Here is a 17,190-nt window from a genome sequence, read left to right as displayed (position 1 = left end):
GCGCCGCCCTCCGGGGCGGCCGCCCCGGGATCCTCAGCCCCCGGCATCGGCCACCTCCCCGAGGGTGACGAACCTGTCCTGCTCGAACTCCTTGATCGCCGCGTCGACCATGTCCGACACGGTGCCGCCCTCGGCGCGGATCGCGCGCTGGCGCTCGTACGGAGCCCCGTACTCCAGGACCTCCCCGGCGACCTTGAGCTCCTCGGAGCAGCCGAGCCGGTCGGCGACCGGCTCCAGCTCGCGGATCAGCTCGTAGATGTCGTCGCGGAGGGGGGCGGTGCCGCCCGCGTCGTCGGTGATGACGATGGCGTCGAGCCCGTACCGGGTGGCGCGCCATTTGTTGTCGCGCACCACCCAGGCCGCCGGCCGCGGCAGCGTGTAGCCGCGGTCGAGCTGCTGTTCGAAGAGCGTGACCAGGCTCTGGCAGAGCGCCGCGGCCATGCCCAGCTCCCGCATGGTGGGGATCCCGTCGAACATCCGGATCTCGACGGTGCCGAAATCAGGATGCGGGCGGATGTCCCACCACACCTCCTTGATGCTCCGGATGGTACCCGCACGCAGCAAGGTGTCCATGTAGTCCTCAAACGCCGCCCAGTCGTCCAGCAGATGCGGCGGCCCGGCCGTCGGGAGCTGGCCGAACACCACCGCGCGGCTGGAGGCCAGCCCGGTGTCGTTGCCGCTCCAGTACGGACTGGAGGCGGTGAGGGCGAGGAAGTGGGGCAGGTAGGCCGACAGCGCGTTGACGATCGGGATCGCCTTGTTCACGTCGGTCACCCCCACGTGGACGTGCACGCCGAAGGTCTGGATGCGCCGGGCCAGCCACTGCATCTGCTCGATCAGCTCGGCGTAGCGCTGGATGGGCGCCATGACCGCGTCCCGCCAGTCGCTGATGGGGTGCGTGCCCGTGCAGGCCAGGGTGAGGCCGCGGGCGGCCGCGGCGGTGCGCAGCTCGGCGATCGTGGCGGCCAGGTCGTCCTTGGCCTGCCCGACGGTGTGACAGATGTCGGTCACGATCTCGACCGTCGACTCCATCAGCTCGTGCCGGATCTTGGGGTTGTCACCGCCCTCGCTGAGCGACGGCAGGGCGGCCAGCACCTCGCGGGCGTCCTGCCGCAGGTACCGGGTCTCCGCGTCGACGAGCTGGAGCTCCCACTCCACGCCCAGCGTCGCGCCGCGCGATGGGTTGAAGTCAATGGCCACGGCCAACCTCCGTCCACAATCCTCGCAGGTCGATGCGTGGCACGTGGCGCAATTCAGCCAGCGGGTCCCTAAGCCTGAACAAACGCGGATCCAGGCCGGGGCGTCGCACCCCATCATGGCGCCCAGTGCCCGCACCCATCGGGAAACCATGCCCTAAGCGGATCATTTGACTCGTACGGACGGGCGCCGATCACACCCCGTCACCCTTTTCGGTCATCGACCGACCAGCAATGCATGACCCGAACAGACTAGTCCGCCCGTCCGGAAATCAATGTGGCAACTCTGGGTAACGACGCCATGGCGCTGAGTGTCACGACTGTTCGGTGGGGGCATGGCCTGGGCGGCGGCGGAGCGGCCATGGCGCCCCTGTCCGGGCGCCACCGGGCGAGATGCCCGAAAACGCCGTGTACACGGGCTCCGGAGTAGTGACACAGGCATGCCTGATCTTCCGGACACGTCGCCTAGTCTTCTACTCTGCTGGAGATCACGAGCCGTGTGCGGGGCGACCGGAACGAGGGGCGGAAGCTTGCGAGCACAGCCACTGCCGACACAGTCGCGGGGAGGGCGGGCATGAGGCGTCCGGGACGGGGCGCCGCGGCGCTCGCCGTGCCACTGGTCACCGCGTCGTTCCTCGCGCCGCTCGACGCGCCGGGCGCGAACGCCGCCGCGCCGGCGGCCGGGCGGACGCCGGAACCGGCCAAGCCGAAGGAGCCGGTGGGCGGACCGCAACTGGGCGGCCGGGGCGTGATCGTCAACGCCGCGTCAGGGGTGCCCGCCGCACCGAAGATCAAGGCGTCCTCGTGGATCGTCGCCGACGCCGGCAGCGGCGAGGTGCTGGGCGCCAAGGACCCGCACGGGCACTACCTGCCCGCCAGCGCCATCAAGACCCTCACCACGCTCGCGCTCGTCCGCAGGCTGAACCCGGCGCAGATGGTCCTTCCCACCCAGGCGACCTGCGACGTCGAGGGCACCAAGGTCGGCATGACCACCAAGATGCAGTACAAGGTCTCCGACATGTTCTACGCGCTGATGATGATGTCGGCCAACGACGCCGCGCTCGGGCTCGCGCAGGCCAACGGCGGCCTGGAGAAGACCCTAGCCGACATGAACGCCGAGGCGCGCCGGATCAACGCCCACGACACCCTGGCCGGCTCCCCCAACGGCCTGGACAAGGACCTCGGGCTCACCGTCAAGACCCAGCACACCTCGGCCTACGACCTGGCGCTGATCCTGCGCGAGGGCCTGAAGATCCCCGACTTCCGCAAGTACACCGAGACCATCGACCACCCCTTCCCGGCCCCGCCCACCAAGAAGGAGCGCAAGCGGGGCAAGAAGACCGGCGGCTACCCGATCCACACCCACAACCGGATGCTCCCCGGGCAGTCCCAGGCGTACAAGGGCATGATCGGCGGCAAGAACGGCTACACGATCGCGGCCCGGCAGACGTTCGTGGCGGCGGCCGAGCGCGACGGCCGCACCATCGTGATCTCGCTGATGCGGGCCGACGAGCAGCCCTCCCGCCTGGCCAAGGAACTCCTCGACTGGGGTTTCGCGGCGGCCGGCAAGGCCAGGCCGGTGGGCACGCTGGTCCCGCCCGGCGACCCGGACGCCGCCAAGAAGAAGTCCTCGGACAAGAACCTGCTGCCGACCAACCCGATCACGCACGACGACTCGGCCGGGGGCTGGGGCCTGCTGGTGGCCGGGGGCGCGGCGGCCGTGGGCGTGGCCGGCGGGCTGCTGTTCCTGGGCATGCGGCGCCGCCGCGACGACGACGAGCCGCCGCCGCCCGGCGAGACCTCCGAGCCGGTCGGCGCCGGAGAGCGCTGATCCGCGCCCATCGGTGAGGGTGCCCGCACTGGTGGGCGTCCGGGGTCCCGGCCTACGCTCGAAATGGTGCCGGTCACCGCGTCGCCGCCGCTGGACGGCGGGCCGGTGCCGTGTGGAGGAAGCGCCGTGTCCCCTGACCACGCCCGTCCGTCCCCGGTCGCGACGGAGCATCCCAACACCTGCCTGATCCGGGACGGCTACACCGCCTTCGACAAAGGCGACATGGAGATCATCCGCACCCTGCTGCACGACCGGGTCGTCCACCGGGTGCAGGGCCGCGGCCCGCTGTGCGGCGACTACCGCACGCCCGAGGAGGTCCTCGGCTTCTACGTCCGCGTGTTCGAGCTGTCGGGCGGGACGTACCGCTCCGAACCGTACGCGGTCATGGCGGGCGACGGCTACGGCGTCGCGCTCGTGCACACCTACGCCGAACGGCCCGGGAGGGTCCTGGACGGCCGCGCGGTGGACGTGTTCCGGATCGAGGACGGCCGGATCACCGAGATCCGCACGCTCGCCGAGGATCAGTACGCCGACGACGCCTTCTGGTCCTGACCGCGCGGCTCCCGGCGGCGCCGCCCATCGCGGGCCGGCCGCTCGTCGCGGGCGGGCTGCTCGTCCTGGGCGGGCGCGGGCCGTACCGCCGCCGAACGGTCCTCCGGGCCGGACCGCCCGGCTTCACCGCCCGGCCCCTCGGGGTCGCGGGCGGCCGAGTCGCCGTCGGAGCCGCCGTCCGCGGAGCCGCCGTCCGCGGAGTCGGTGGTGGCGTCCGCGCTGAGCACGGCCCGCCGGGTCGCCGTCCACGCCGCCGTGAACATCAGGAACCGCGACACGATGTTGATCCAGATCATCAGCCCGACCAGCACCGCGAACGAGGCGTACACCGGGTTGCTGGTGACCCTGTCCAGCAGGAACGCCGCGACCTGCTTGAGCAGCTCGAAGCCCAGCGCGCCGAACAGCGCGCCCCGGTAGATCGTCCGCCAGGGCGCCCGGGTGCCCGACAGCCGGGAGAACAGCACCAGGAACACCACCGCGTCGAAGGCGATCGCCACGGCCAGCGACAGCAGCCGCAGCGCCACGCCCGCCCCGGGCACCTCGTCCCAGCCCAGCCAGCCCAGCACCGTGTGCGTGGCGGAGCCGGTGACCGTCGACACCGCCACCCCGGTGATCAGCATCGCGCCCAGGAAGAGCAGGACACCGGCGTCCCGCACCCGCATCACCAGGAAGTTGCCCTCCGGCTGCGGCGGGTTGTCCCAGATGTCGCGCAGCGCCTCCCGCAGCATCTGGACGAAGCCCAGCCCCGTGAACAGCAGCGCGACCAGGCCGACCAGCCCGACGGCGGTCTTGGAACTGGCGATCTGCTCCACCTGGAGCCGGTCCTTCAGCCCCGGCAGCAGGTCCTCGACGGCCTGCACGAAGTAGGCGCGGGCCTCGTCGCTCACCCCGAGCAGGTAGCCGAGCAGCGCGTACGCCAGCGCCAGCAGCGGGAAGAACGACAGGAACCCGTAGCAGGTCAGCGCCGCCGCCAGCCGGTCGCCGCGGCGGTCCTGGTAGCGCCCGTACGCGCGGCCCAGGTGGTCGAGCCAGGGCCAGCGGGCCCGGCCGGCGCGCAGCAGCCTCTCCCCCGCCTCCCAGGACGCCTCGATCCGGCCCCAGGCCCTGCCGATCAACTGGCGCATGTACCCCGTCTACCCCGCTGCGGCCGGACGATGCTCCGCTTTGTGATCATCCGGTCACCCGGGGAGGGGCGCGGCGGTCAGCCGGTGGCCGGCGCGGCGCCGGCGTCCGGCGCGGAACCGAACCCGAAGTGCCGCCGGGGCCGCCACACGCCGTCGGCGCCGTGCTCGTACACCGAGAAGCCGCGGACCTCGAAGGCCGCCTCGTAGCCCGCCAGGTCCTTGTACGCCTGGTCCATGACCTCCTCGGGGAGGTGGTGCGCGACCGTCACGTGCGGGTGGTACGGGAACTCCAGCTCCCGCGCCAGCGGCCCCGTCAGCACCCGCCCCTGCAGCCGCTCGCACCCGCCGATGCCCTCGGCCAGCGCGACGAACACCACCGGCGACACCGGCCGGAACGTGGCGGTGCCGCGCAGCCTGATCCCGAACGGCCGCTCGGTGGCCGCGACCGCGGACAGGTGGTCGTCGATCGCGGCCAGCGCGGCCGGGCCGCCGCCCACCTCGGTGGGCGGCACCAGCGTGATGTGGGTCGGGATGGCGTGCGCCAGCGGATCGCCGAGGGCGGCCCGCATGCGCTGCAGCTGGGCGCCGAACGGGTCCGGGATCGGGATCGCCACCCCGATCACGCGCGAGCCCTCGACGCCCCTGGGCGCGGCCCCCCAGACCCCTTGAAGGGCCCTGGACCCCGCCCCGCCCCTGCCTGCGTGCCTCCTGGGCGCGGTCCCCCGGACGCCCAGAAGGACTCCGCCTCTGTCAGCGTTGCCCCTGGAAGCGGTCCCCCGGACCCCCTGAAGGGCTCCGTCCTCGTCAGCGTTGCCCCTGGGGGCGGTCCCCCGGACCCCCAGAAGGGCTCCGCCCCTGTCAGAGGCCACGTCCCGCGAACCCCACCCGATCACGCACGACCTCCATGGTCCCCCGGGCGACCGCGCCCGCGCGGGCGGCGCCCTCGGCCAGGACGCGGTCCAGCTGCTCCTGGTCGGCCAGCAGCTTCAGCGTCCGCTCGCGGATCGGGGTGAAGGTGTCGAGCACCAGCGCGGCCAGGTCCTTCTTGAACTGGCCGTAGCCCGAGCCCTCGTACCGGCGCTCCAGATCCGCGATCGGCACGCCCTCCAGCGCGGAGTAGATCCGCAGCAGGTTGGCGATGCCCGCCTTGTTCTCCTCGTCGAAGCGCACGTCGGTGCCCGTGTCGGTGACCGCGCGCATGATCTTCTTGCGCATCGGGCCGGGCTCCTCCAGCACGTCGATGATCCCCTGGGGGGACGAGGCCGACTTGCTCATCTTGGCCGTCGGCTCCTGCAGGTCGGTGATCTTGGCGGCGGCCTCGGGGATGTAGGCCTCCGGCGGCACGAACGTCTCGCCGAAGCGGTGGTTGAACCGCTGCGCCAGCGTGCGGGTGAGCTCCAGGTGCTGGCGCTGGTCCTCGCCGACCGGCACGTGGAACACCCGCTCGCCGGGGCCGGGCGCGGGCGTGTAGAGCAGGATGTCGGCGGCCTGCAGGATCGGGTAGGTGAACAGCCCCACCGTGGTGCCGGCCGTGCCCTGCTTGGACGACTTGTCCTTGAACTGGGTCATCCGGCCCGCCTCGCCGAACCCGGTGATGCAGCCCAGGATCCAGGCCAGCTCGGCGTGCTCGGGCACCTGGCTCTGCACGAACACGGTGGCGCGCTCGGGGTCCAGGCCCATCGCCAGCAGCTGGGCGGCGGCGACCCTGGTACGGCGGCGCAGCGTCTCCGGATCGTGCTCCACGGTGATCGCGTGCAGGTCGACCACGCAGTAGAACGCCTGGTGGGAGTTCTGCAGCGCGACCCACTGCCGTAGCGCGCCCAGGTAGTTGCCGAGGTGGAAGGAGTCGGCGGTGGGCTGGATGCCGGACAGCACGCGCGGGATCGCGGTGCCCGCCTCGCCGGCGGACGCGGCGCCGTCCGCGGGGACGGCGGTGCTGGTCGGGCTGGGCGCTTCGGACATGTGCACGGATCGATTCTCTCAGGCCCCGTTCGAGGCGATGTCACTGGCAGGGGCACCGTCCGGGGCCGAGGCCCCGGAGACGCCGCCGGCGGCCGGGACGGCACCGGCCCGGTGGACGCCCGGACCGGCCACGAACCGCGACGGCCCCGTCCCGTCCTGTGCGGGCGGTGCTTCGGCTCCCGGCGGCTGCGGTGCCGGGGATTGCTGCTGCGGTACGACGCGCACGCGCGCCACCCGGCGGCCGTCCATGCGGACGACCGACAGCCGGCAGCCGGGAGCGTCCACGGCGTCGCCCTCGGCGGGGATCCGCCCGAGCGCGGCCATCACGTGGCCGGCGACCGTCTCGTACGGCCCGGCGGGCAGCCGGACGCCGGTCTCGGCGGCGAAGTCGTCGAGGTTGAGCAGACCGTCGACCTCCACCACCCCACCGTGCAGCCGTTGCGCTTGCGCGTCCTGCACATCATATTCGTCGCGGATGTCGCCGATGAGTTCCTCGACCAGGTCCTCCAGGGTGACGATTCCGGCAGTGCCGCCGTACTCGTCCATGACGATCGCCAGGTGGTGGCCGTCCCGGCGCATCTCCGACAGCACCGGCAGCACCCGCTGGGACGCCGGCAGGTAGAGCACCGGCCGCACCAGCTCGCCCACCGGCACGTCCCGGTCGGCCGGGCCCGGGACCAGCAGGTCGCGGATGTGCACGAAGCCGATCACCTCGTCGTGCGAGACGCGGCAGACCGGGAAGCGGGAGTGCGGGCTGCCGGCGGCGATCCGGGCGGCGGCCGCGAGGGGCAGCGCCGCGTCCAGGAACTCCACCTCGGTGCGCGGCACCAGCACCTCGCGCAGCGGGCGCTTCCCGGCGGCGAAGACCTCCTCGATCAGCGCCCGCTCGTCGGCGGTGAGCTCGGTGTTGGCGGCGACGAGGGCGCGGACCCGCTCGGCGGTGATCCGCTCGCGGAGCGCGGCGGGGTCGGTGCCGGTGATCCGGGCGACCAGGTCGGTGGTGCGCGTCATCACGCGGACCAGCGCCCGCGCGGGCGTTCTCGTACGCGCCGCGGCACGGGTGCGGGGGTGATCGCCGGTGTGCTCGTCCATGGCCGGTGTCCGCTTCCTCCGAGCCGGCCGGGGGCCGCCGGGCGGTGAGACTGCCAGGCTCGCAGGTTTCCTTGGCGATCCGTAGTTTCCCGTCATGATTCCTTGATGATCATGATGATTGAGTGGAGTGATCATTAGTGATGTGGGGTGTCCTCAGAGATCTGGCGTGGCGGGGGTGGGCGGGGGGCCGGTGGGGGTAGTGTGGGCGTCGAACATTCGTTCGGTCCCCTGCCGGTCCTGTGCCCGTGAGAGGATCCCCTGGTCCCGTGAGCCGCAAGCAGAGCCGCATGCAGCTCCTGGCCGATGGTGAGACCGGCCGGACGGCGTGCGCCCAGACGGTGCTGCGTGAGGGAGTGGACGAAAAGACCGGTCATGTGCTGACGGTGGCCGAGTTGGCCGCCCGGACGGGCTGGTGCGCGGACCTGGCGGGCCGGATGGCCGCCGCCGTGCTGACCCAGCGCTGGACAGCCGCCGACGTGGCCGCCCTGACCTCGGGGGTGGACGCGGCCGGCAAGGCGTTGCCGTCACACGCATGGATGGCGCTGCGCCGCCTGGGCTGGGACGTGCCGGATGGCGCCTTGCCGGAGGGGGTGCGGGTCAACGACCGGATCAGGCGGATGGCCCAGGAGCAGGCCGGGCGGCTGCTGCGGTCGGTGCGGTGGCGAACCGCGCTCACCGCCGGGATCCTGACAACCTGGCCCGCCGCCCCGAACAAGCGCACCGTCGCCGAGTGGGACGCGGTGCGCGCGGCAGTGCCTGATGGTAGGGGTCTGCCGGGCAGTGTGATCAAGGCCCGCACCCGGCAGATCGCCAGGTTCGAACGCGCACACGGCCGCCTTCCCGTGGATGTGTTCGAGTTGGAGGGCGTGCCGAACTCGGCGCGGGTGCTGCTGCTGGCCGCGTGCGACGCCCAGCAGGCCACCCTCGCCCGGCACGAGAGCGACCCCGGCCGGGCGGTGCTGCGGGTGCAGTTGCCCACCCGGCCGGACCCGCGGTCCTACGCCGATTGGACGTGGGTGTCCTGCCCGATCGTGCTGCCGTCCACGGTCCCGGCCAGGGCGGTGCTGCATCTGCCCACCCTGCGCCCCACCGTGTGCCCCAGCGGCGCCAAGGTGCGGGCCGACCTGGCCTTCACCCACGCCGTCCCCGCCGCCCGGCGCACCGGGCACACCATCGCGCTCGGCGTGGACTGGGGCCTGAACACGTTGCTGTCGGCGGGGGCGTGCCGCCTGCACCCCGACGGGCGCATCACCGCCATGGGCCACGGCGGCCAGTTCCGCGCAGGTGGGGTGCTGGGCAAGGGCCATCGGCTGCGCCGCCAGTCCGAACGCCTGCACGCCAAGATCTCCCACTACGAGTGTCTGGCTCCCCACCTGGCCCACCAGCACGAGCAGATCAGCGGCCAGGTCGGCGGCCGGGCAGCCTCCGCCGACGACCAGGAATTGGTGGCGGCGGTCAGGCATTCCCTCCTGGTGGCCGAGCTCAAGCACACCTCAGCCCGCCGGACCGGCTTGAACGCGGCGCTGGCGTGGGCGGCGGCCCGCTGGGCGGCCGATCAGGCCATCGCCGCCCGAGCGAGCGTGATCTATCTGGAGGATCTGCGCTCGATGGAGGCCAAGGGCCAGGGGCGCACCCACAACACCCGCATGTCCCAGACCGTGCGCGGGCAGATCACCGACCGGTTGCGGCACATCGCCGCCGAACACGGCATCGCCGTGGTCACCGTCCCACCCCGCAACACCTCCAAGCACTGCCCGGCCTGCCTGGTCCCCCTCAGGCACTGCAAGGCCCCCGACCGGCCCACCGAGCCGGGGTGGAAGTGGGCCATCTGCCCCGCCCCCTCCTGCGGCTGGCAGGGTGACCGCGACCAGGGTGCCTGGCGGCGCATCGCCGCCCGCGGCTTGACCCACCAGGCCACGACCGTGGTCGACCGGGCCGGCGGCCGCATGGCCATCGGCTCGGTGGTGGACACGCTCGAAGCCCACGCCATCATCGCGGCCCCCACCACGTGCCGGGGTGACCGGGCGGATAGGTCGAAGACCGATCCGACCCGCCCCCGCAAGACGCATCACCACTCCCGCCCCGTGCCCAGGCGACGCGGGGTTCCCTCTCCCGACCGACCACCCGGCACCCAGCCGGGGCCGGCGGGCCGGCGTCCGGAGGGACACGCCCCCCAGGACCCGACGACCGCACCGGCACTGCCCCGCGCGGCTCGACGGAACCAGGACGTGACCACGATCAGCATCACCCCCACCACCACACGGCCACACCGGCCGCGCGGAGCGGCGCTGGGCGCAGGATTCCACCTGCACGCCCACGCCACCCCACCCCGGTGGACACACCCCCGCCACACACCGCGCATGGCCAGGGATCCCTAAGCTGATCAGAGACGCTACCGGTTGCGCCGTCCCCAGCTAGCCTGGACGGCGTCCCGCGGGCCCCGGGGTGGGCCGATGTCCGCGCGACCCCGCGACGCCAACCGACCAGGAGGTCTTTTCCGTGAAGCTGCTCGTCACCGGAGGCGCCGGTTACATCGGCAGCGTCGTCTCCGCCCAGCTCCTGGAGGCGGGCCACGAGGTCGTGGTCCTGGACGACCTGTCCACCGGGCACGCGGACGCGGTCCCCGAGGGCGCCCGGCTGGTGCGCGGCACGCTGCGGGACGAGGCGGCCGGGGTCCTGGAGGGCGGCGGCTTCGACGCCGTCCTGCACTTCGCGGCCAGGTCGCTGGTCGGCGAGTCGGTGCAGAAGCCCGGCCTGTACTGGGACAAGAACCTGGGCGAGTCGCTGGCGCTGCTGGAGGCGATGCGCGGCGCCGGCGTGCGGCGGATCGTGTTCTCCTCGACGGCGGCGACCTACGGGGAGCCGGAGTCCACGCCGATCCTGGAGACCGACCCGACCCGTCCGACCAACCCGTACGGGGCGTCCAAACTGGCGATCGACACGGCGCTGGCCGAGTACGCCCGGCTGCACGGCATCGGCGGGGTCTCGCTGCGCTACTTCAACGTCGCCGGGGCCCGGCTGGCCGGGGACGGCGGCCGGAGCCAGGGCGAGCGGCACGCGGTGGAGACCCACCTGATCCCCAACGTGCTGAAGGTGGCGCTGGGCGAGAAGGAGTCGGTGAACCTGTTCGGCGAGGACTACCCCACGCCCGACGGGACCTGCGTCCGCGACTACATCCACGTCGTCGACCTGGGCGCGGCGCACCTGCTGGCGCTGGAGGCGTGCGCGCCGGGCGCGCACCAGATCTTCAACCTGGGCAACGGCAGCGGCTTCTCGGTCCGCGACGTGATCGAGGTGTGCCGGGCGGTCACCGGGCACCCGGTCCCGGTCGAGGTGAGCCCGCGCCGGGCCGGCGACCCCGCGGTGCTGGTGGCGTCCTCGGAGAAGATCAGGACGGGGCTGGGCTGGAAGCCCGAGCGGGACCTGCGCGCCATGGTCGAGGACGCCTGGACGTTCGTCCAGCGGTCCCGATGACCGAAGAAGGCACGGCGACGCTGACGGCGGCGTTCACCGAGGCGTACCGGCGGGCGCCCGAGGGCGTCTGGCACGCCCCGGGCCGGATCAACGTGATCGGCGAGCACACCGACTACAACGACGGGCTCGTCCTGCCGTTCGCGCTGGCCCGCGGGGTCTCGGCGGCGGCGGCGCGGCGCGACGACGGCGTGCTGGAACTGCGCTCTTTGCAGGCCGCCGACGCCGGGGTCACGGTCGTCCTGGACGGCGCGGGCCCCGAGACCGCCGGCGGCTGGGCGGAGCGCGAACGCTGGGCGGCCTACCCGTTCGGCGTGGCGGCGCTGCTGCGCGAGCACGGCGTCGGCGGCGCCTCCGTCCTCTTCGACTCCGACCTGCCGCAGGGCGCGGGCCTGTCGTCGTCGGCCGCGCTGGAGTGCGCGACCGCGCTGGCGCTGTGCGAGCTGTACGGGCTGGACGGCCTGGCCGCCGACCGGGCGGGCCTGGCCCGGATCGCGCAGCGGGCCGAGAACGAGTACGTCGGCATGCCCTGCGGGATCATGGACCAGTCGGCCTCGCTGCTGTGCACCGCCGGGCACGCGCTGATGCTCGACTGCCGCACCGGCCTGTCCGCGCAGGTCCCGCTCGACCTGCCCGGCAAGGACCTGGCGCTGCTGGTGGTCAACACCCGCGCCCGGCACACCCTCACCGACGGCGGCTACGGGCGGCGCCGCGCCGAGTGCGAGCGGGCCGCCGCGCTGCTGGGCGTCCCGGCGCTGCGCGACGTGAAGGACCTCCCCGCGGCGCTGGACCGCCTCGCCGACCCGGTGCTGCGCCGCCGCGTCCAGCACGTGGTCACCGAGAACCACCGGGTCGAGGCGACCGCCGGGCTGCTGCGCGCCGGGGCCGAGACCGAGCTGGGCGCGCTGCTGACGGCCTCCCACCTGTCCCTGCGCGACCAGTACGAGATCTCCTGGCCGGAGGCCGACCTGACCATCGACACGGCGCTGCGGGCCGGGGCCCGCGGCGGGCGGATGGTGGGCGGCGGGTTCGGCGGCTCGGTGATCGTGCTGACGGCGACCGGGCGGGCCGAGCGGGTCCGCGACGCGATCACCGCCGCGTACCGCGAGCGCGGCCTGGCCGAGCCAGAGTTCGTGGACGCCGTCCCCTCGCCCGGGGCGCGGCGCCTCCCCGCCGCCTGAGCGGCCGCCCGGGACTCGTGCGTCCCGGGCGGCCGGACGGTCACTCCTGTCCCTGCTGCCCCAGCGCGCCCTCGATGTCGGCGCGGAGCCGGGACGCGGTCTCGGCGGCGTCCTGCTCGCCGAGCTCGGTGAAGCCCGCCGCCGCCTCGTCCACCAGGCGCAGCGCCTCCTCGAAGCGGCCCAGCTCGGCCAGCACCCGGGACTGGTCGTAGGACACCCGCGCCGTCTCCCACGTCAGCGCCTGCGGGTTGCCGGCGGGCAGCTCCGCGAGGGCGGCCCTGGCCAGCCCCATCTCGGCCAGGCCCTCCTCCGGCTGCCGGCTCCACAGCCGGCACAGCCCCGCCTGCCTGCGGGTCCGGACGACGCCGTACGGGTCGCCGGCGGCCGCGAACGTCTCCGCCGCCTCGACGAACTTGTCGGCGGCCACGGCGTCCTTGTCGAGCTTCGTCAGGACCTCGCCCGCCAGCTCCAGCAGCCGCGCCGCGAAACCGGGGTCGCCGTCCCGGTCCTCCGCCGCCAGCTCCGTGAACAGCTCGGCCGCCTGCTCCTCGCCCAGCTCCCACTGCGCGTGCGCCAGCACCAGCCGCGCCCTGCGGAACGCCTCCGCGTCTCCGAGGCGCTCCAGCAGCGGCACCGCCTCCTCGGCCGTCTCCGCCGCCTCCAGGTGCCGGCCCGTCGCGTAGTAGCCGTTGGCCAGGTCCAGGCGCGCATAGGCCGCCTGAGGCGCCGCCCCGACCGCCGTGAACCCGGCCACGGCCTCCTCCGCGTCGGGAACCGCGTCCGCCGGACGGTCCATCGCCAGCAGCGCGCTGCCGCGCTCGGCGTGCGCCACCGCGATCATCCACGGGTCGACCGACCGCGCGAACGACACCGTCTCGTCGAAGACCGCCAGCGCGTCCTCCAGGGCCTTGGCGTCCGCCTCCTCGCCCTGGTGGCCCTGGTGCGCCAGCAGCTTGGCCAGCAGCAGCGACGCGTCCACCAGCTGCGGCGTGTCGCCGCTCTCCCGCAGCGCGGCGCGGGCGTCGTGCAGCAACGGGATCGCCTCGTCGCCGCCGCCCCTCCGCAGCAGCGCCCGCGCCCGCATCAGCCCGAGATCGCCCGCGTCGCCCCGCGTCTCCGGGACCAGCGGCTCCAGCGCGGCCAGCGCCTCGTCGGGACGGTCGGCGTTCAGCAGCGAGCCCGCCAGCCGCATCCGCGCCGCGAACGCCCGCCTGCTGCCCGCCGCGTGCTCGTCCAGGTGGGCCACGGCGGCGTTCAGCAGCCCCAGACCCTCCTCGTGCCGCCCCTGACCTGCCTGGATCGCCCCGACACGGCCCAGGGCGGCATGCCGCGCCACCAGATCCCCGGCCTCGGCGTACAGCTCCGCCGCGCGCTCCCACTCGGCCGTCGCCGCGTCGAAGTCGTCCTCGGCGAACCGCTCCACCCCGAGCCCGTCGATCCGCCGCGCCCGCTGCAGCACGGTCGGCGACGCGCCCGCGACCAGCTCGTCGTAGCGCCGCCAGGCCGGGATCGCGCGCTCCACCCGCCCGGCCGACCACTCCTCGTCGCCGATGTCCAGCAGCGCGTCGAGATCGTCGATCTCCGAGAGGTCCGGGACGGGCTCGGCCTCGGGCGCCGGAGCCTCGGCGGGCGCGGCGGGCGCGGCCGCCGCGGGACGGCGGTCGTACTGCGACAGCGGCAGATGCTCGACCACCGGCTCCGCGTCCAGCAGCTCCCGGATGACCCCGCTCTGGAACTCGTTCCCGTTCCGCGCGTCGAACCGCGCCGCCAGCTCCTCCGCCCGCCGCGCCAGCTCCACCCGCAGCTCGCCCACCGGCACCTCCACGGGCTCCCCGCCACCGGTGCCGCGCGAGATCGTCAGCCCGCCGTGCCCGGCCTCCTCCACCCGCCGCAGCAGCAGCGCCGCCGCCGCCGAGAACCGCATGTCCGCGAACGGGCTCGGCGCCTTCTCCAGCCACCCCAGATGCCGCTGGACGATCTCCAGCCCGCGCGCCTCGTTGCCCGTCCGCGCGCAGAACTCCACGTGATCGCCGATGTAGGCGAGCTCGTTCAGCCGCGTCCGGATCAGCCGGTACGCCCGCAGATGCGCGTTCCGGGCCTCCTCGAACCGGCCCGCCCGCACGAACACCGGCAGCAGCGTCGTCAGGATCGACTGCGGCTGCTCCGCGCAGTTCAGCTGCTCGGTCAGCACCGGCTCGGCCACGGCGAGGGCCTCCTCGTCCCGGCCCCGCCAGGCCAGCAACTCCGCCTTCCCGGTCGGATCGCAGCCCGCGCAGTCCGACAGCTCGTCGGGCTGCGTCGTGTGCCACATCGCGAACCAGCGCTCGGCCACCTCACCGCTGCCCAGATGCTGCGCCACCCGCGCCCGCCTGCCGTACACCGCCTGCAGGCTGTGCCCGCCCATCTTGTAGCGGCGCTCCATGTCCTCCAGCACCGACCGGGTCCGGTCCAGCGGCACCTCGGGGAACAGCGTCAGCGAATGCACGATCCACTTGAACTGCCACAGCAGCCGATGCTCGGCCATCTCCCCCAGGCCCGACGGGTCGGCGTCGTACTCCGACAGGCACCGGCTGAACGTCGTGAACGTCTTGATCGGCTCACCGCCGAACTGGTACGCGCTGCCCAGCTCCATCCGCACCTGGAACGCCAGCACAACGTCCCCGGTCTCCTCCGCCCGGCGCAGCGCCTCCTCCGTCAGCACCGTGCGCGCCTCCCCGTACGGAAGGGAGTACGCCCGCTCCATCAGCTCCTGGACCTGCTCAAGGCTCACTTGCCCTCCCCAGAGGATTCACCGCGACCAGAGGATTCACCGTGCATCGCCCATTCCAGGAGACCCAGGAACGAGCGGTTCAACGCCGCCGTGTCGGCGGGACGCAGCGGATGCTGCCCGTACAGCAGCGCCTGCCCGTACAGGCCCTGCACCGCCAGCTCGATCAGGGCGCCCTCGGTCAGCGCCGTCGCCCGCCGCGCCAGCGGATTGCGATGGTTGAGGACCAGCTGCGGACGATCCGCCGCGACCGCCCCGCTCAGCGCCCCCAGCACGTCCGACCACAGATCGTCGGCCATCTCCCTGGCCTCGGACACCTCCGCCTGGTGCCGCGCCGCCCGGCTGGTCAGGTACAGCGCCGGCAGCGACGCCGGATCGAAGTCGCGGATCACCACCTCGCAGCCCAGCCGCTCCACCGCCCGCTGCGCCGCCGCCAGGAACGGCCGCAGCGCCAGCTCCGCCGCCGGATCCAGCACCCCGAACGCGGTCGTCAGCTCCGCCGGGTCCAGCGGGCGCAGCACCGCGTCCGGATCGATCGCCGCCAGCCGCTCGATGATCTCGGTGTCGTGCACGTAGCCGCCGTTCACCAGCCCGACGCCCTGCGCGCCCGACACCGCCGACAGCCGCCGGAACTCCTCCACGCTGGTCACGTACCGCGCGTCGGGATGCCGCCGCCGGAACTCCGCCAGCGTCATCGGCCCCGCCGAGGTCTCGAACTCCAGCCACCCGTGCACGATCCGCAGCATGTCGTCGTCGTGCAGCGCCATCGCCTTGACACCCAGCTGGTGCAACCGCAGGAACCCCCGCAGCCGCGCCGGATCGGTCTCCGACAACCGCACCAGCCACTGCCGCAGCCGCTCCCCCAGCGCCTCCCGCGCCGACTCCAGCAACTCGTCCTCGTACAGCGCCTCCCGGCTCGCCGTCGGCCGCAGCTCCCCCGCGTCCACCACGCACCGCACGAAGAACGCCCACTCCGGCAGCAGCCCCTCGACGCTCTCCGCCAGCAGCATCCGCTTCAGGTAGACGCGGTGCGCGCCGCGCGCCGTCGGCGCCACCGGACGCGGCAGCACGAACGCCACACCGGTCAGCCCCGCCTCGGGCACCTCCAGATCGATCACGTCGAACGGCTCGAACCCGAACAGGTCCGCGCAGTAGGCGTCCAGCGCCCGGCGGCGCCGCGCCGGATCGCCGTGCGCCGCCCGCCACGGCGGCCCCTCGCCCGACACCGGCGCGCCGTCCACCGTCAGCTCCACCGGCAGCAGCGACCCGTACGAGCGCGCCAGCTCCGCCACCACCTCCGGGCTCAGCAGCTCCGCCGAACCCGTGCGCGGACGCAGCGTCACCGTCGTCCCGGGCTCGCCGCGCTCCCCCGGCTCCACCCGGTAGCGGCCGTCGGCGTACCCCGTCCAGCGGACCGCCGCCTCCGGGGCGTCCTCGCGCGCCGACCGGGTCACCACCTCGATCTCGTCCGCCACCAGGAACCCCGACAGCAGCCCGATCCCGAACTGCCCCAGGAAGTCGTGCCGGGCGAAGCCCAGCTCGTCCCGCTTCGAGGAACGGCCGATCGTGGCCAGCAGCCGGTGCACCTCGTCCTCGGTCAGCCCGATGCCGTCGTCGTGGACGCGCAGCCCGCCGCCGTCGAGGGTCTCGATCCGCACCCTCCCGGCCGGCCCGCCGTCGCCGTCCGCGCGGCCGCGCGCGGTGATCGCGTCCACCGCGTTCTGCAGCAGCTCCCGCAGGTAGACCCGCGGACTGGAGTAGAGATGCCTGCTGAGCAGGTCCACCACACCGCGCAGATCTACCTGAAACGCCTGTTCCACCCTGCCGTCCCTTCACCAGCCCGCGCGATCCGCACGCACTCCGCGCCGGCACGAGCCACGGCCGCGGACCGGCCAGTCAGCCTAGTAGCGGCGGCCGACAGACACGCACCCGTTTGTCCCGAGATGCCGAGGGCCCCGGATCGCGCCGCCGCGGCGGCGCGATCCGGGGCCCGTCAGAGGCGGACGCCCGCGCA

General features: G+C 73.7%; 12 protein-coding genes. 5 read left to right on the top strand and 7 right to left on the bottom strand.

Annotated elements, in window-relative coordinates; translation table 11 throughout:
* Nucleotides 1-33: 33 nt before the first annotated feature.
* Nucleotides 34-1,200: a glutamate--cysteine ligase gene (locus ACZ466_RS27875; protein WP_378282704.1), complete on the bottom strand. Its 1,167-nt coding sequence runs from the start codon at nucleotides 1,198-1,200 to the stop codon at nucleotides 34-36.
* Nucleotides 1,201-1,770: 570 nt separating this feature from the next.
* Between ACZ466_RS27875 and ACZ466_RS27870 the strand changes: the two genes are divergently transcribed.
* On the top strand, nucleotides 1,771-3,027 hold the full coding sequence (locus ACZ466_RS27870) for a D-alanyl-D-alanine carboxypeptidase family protein (protein ID WP_378282705.1): 1,257 nt from the start codon (nucleotides 1,771-1,773) through the stop codon (nucleotides 3,025-3,027).
* A gap of 126 nt (nucleotides 3,028-3,153) precedes the next feature.
* The gene (locus ACZ466_RS27865; protein ID WP_378282706.1) at nucleotides 3,154-3,579 is read left to right on the top strand and encodes a nuclear transport factor 2 family protein; all 426 of its coding nucleotides are present in this window, start codon (nucleotides 3,154-3,156) and stop codon (nucleotides 3,577-3,579) included.
* Here the strand turns inward: ACZ466_RS27865 and ACZ466_RS27860 are convergent.
* The 4 genes from ACZ466_RS27860 to ACZ466_RS27845 all read right to left on the bottom strand — a co-directional run bounded on the left by ACZ466_RS27860 (nucleotide 3,549) and on the right by ACZ466_RS27845 (nucleotide 7,757).
* Nucleotides 3,549-4,703, bottom strand: coding sequence for a YihY/virulence factor BrkB family protein (locus ACZ466_RS27860; RefSeq protein ID WP_378282707.1), 1,155 nt, complete (start codon nucleotides 4,701-4,703; stop codon nucleotides 3,549-3,551). The two genes, ACZ466_RS27865 and ACZ466_RS27860, sit on opposite strands and share 31 nt — an antisense overlap.
* 77 nt (nucleotides 4,704-4,780) lie before the next feature.
* Entirely contained in the window at nucleotides 4,781-5,326 is a 546-nt protein-coding gene (locus ACZ466_RS27855) for a 2'-5' RNA ligase family protein (protein WP_378282708.1), read from the bottom strand.
* 235 nt (nucleotides 5,327-5,561) lie between these two features.
* Entirely contained in the window at nucleotides 5,562-6,671 is a 1,110-nt protein-coding gene (gene trpS / locus ACZ466_RS27850) for a tryptophan--tRNA ligase (protein ID WP_378282709.1), read from the bottom strand.
* Between the two features lie 12 nt (nucleotides 6,672-6,683).
* Nucleotides 6,684-7,757, bottom strand: coding sequence for a hemolysin family protein (locus tag ACZ466_RS27845; protein WP_378282710.1), 1,074 nt, complete (start codon nucleotides 7,755-7,757; stop codon nucleotides 6,684-6,686).
* Between the two features lie 266 nt (nucleotides 7,758-8,023).
* On the opposite strand from ACZ466_RS27845, the gene ACZ466_RS27840 reads away from it, so the two are divergent.
* The 3 genes from ACZ466_RS27840 (at nucleotide 8,024) to galK (ending at nucleotide 12,409) form a co-directional block, all read left to right on the top strand.
* Nucleotides 8,024-10,135: a zinc ribbon domain-containing protein gene (locus tag ACZ466_RS27840; protein ID WP_378282711.1), complete on the top strand. Its 2,112-nt coding sequence runs from the start codon at nucleotides 8,024-8,026 to the stop codon at nucleotides 10,133-10,135.
* Nucleotides 10,136-10,256: 121 nt separating this feature from the next.
* A complete protein-coding gene (gene galE / locus ACZ466_RS27835; RefSeq protein WP_378282712.1) occupies nucleotides 10,257-11,231 on the top strand; it encodes a UDP-glucose 4-epimerase GalE in 975 nt (324 codons plus the stop codon).
* Nucleotides 11,228-12,409 carry a galactokinase gene (gene galK, locus ACZ466_RS27830; RefSeq protein ID WP_378282713.1) on the top strand — a complete coding sequence of 394 codons (1,182 nt, stop codon included), beginning with the start codon at nucleotides 11,228-11,230 and terminating at the stop codon, nucleotides 12,407-12,409. The genes galE and galK overlap by 4 nt, the downstream gene beginning before the upstream one ends.
* A gap of 40 nt (nucleotides 12,410-12,449) precedes the next feature.
* Here the strand turns inward: galK and ACZ466_RS27825 are convergent, their stop codons facing one another.
* Together ACZ466_RS27825 and ACZ466_RS27820 are read right to left on the bottom strand one after the other, a co-directional pair.
* Nucleotides 12,450-15,179: a hypothetical protein gene (locus ACZ466_RS27825; RefSeq protein WP_378282714.1), complete on the bottom strand. Its 2,730-nt coding sequence runs from the start codon at nucleotides 15,177-15,179 to the stop codon at nucleotides 12,450-12,452.
* Nucleotides 15,176-16,996 (bottom strand): HSP90 family protein, encoded by a 1,821-nt coding sequence (locus tag ACZ466_RS27820; RefSeq protein WP_378282715.1) that lies wholly within the window; start codon nucleotides 16,994-16,996, stop codon nucleotides 15,176-15,178. The genes ACZ466_RS27825 and ACZ466_RS27820 overlap by 4 nt, the downstream gene beginning before the upstream one ends.
* Nucleotides 16,997-17,190 lie beyond the last annotated feature (194 nt).

It is taken from the genome of Actinomadura rugatobispora (assembly GCF_055379765.1).
Note: the sequence above shows the minus strand (reverse complement) of the source record. Positions and strands in the feature narration are given on the sequence as shown.

Bases quoted from the DNA above. Each gene is read 5' to 3' on its own strand.
- ACZ466_RS27845 (WP_378282710.1), bottom strand. From the start codon at position 7,757: ATGGACGAGCACACCGGCGATCACCCCCGCACCCGTGCCGCGGCGCGT.
- ACZ466_RS27860 (WP_378282707.1), bottom strand. From the start codon at position 4,703: ATGCGCCAGTTGATCGGCAGGGCCTGGGGCCGGATCGAGGCGTCCTGG.
- ACZ466_RS27870 (WP_378282705.1), top strand. From the start codon at position 1,771: ATGAGGCGTCCGGGACGGGGCGCCGCGGCGCTCGCCGTGCCACTGGTC.
- galK (WP_378282713.1), top strand. From the start codon at position 11,228: ATGACCGAAGAAGGCACGGCGACGCTGACGGCGGCGTTCACCGAGGCG.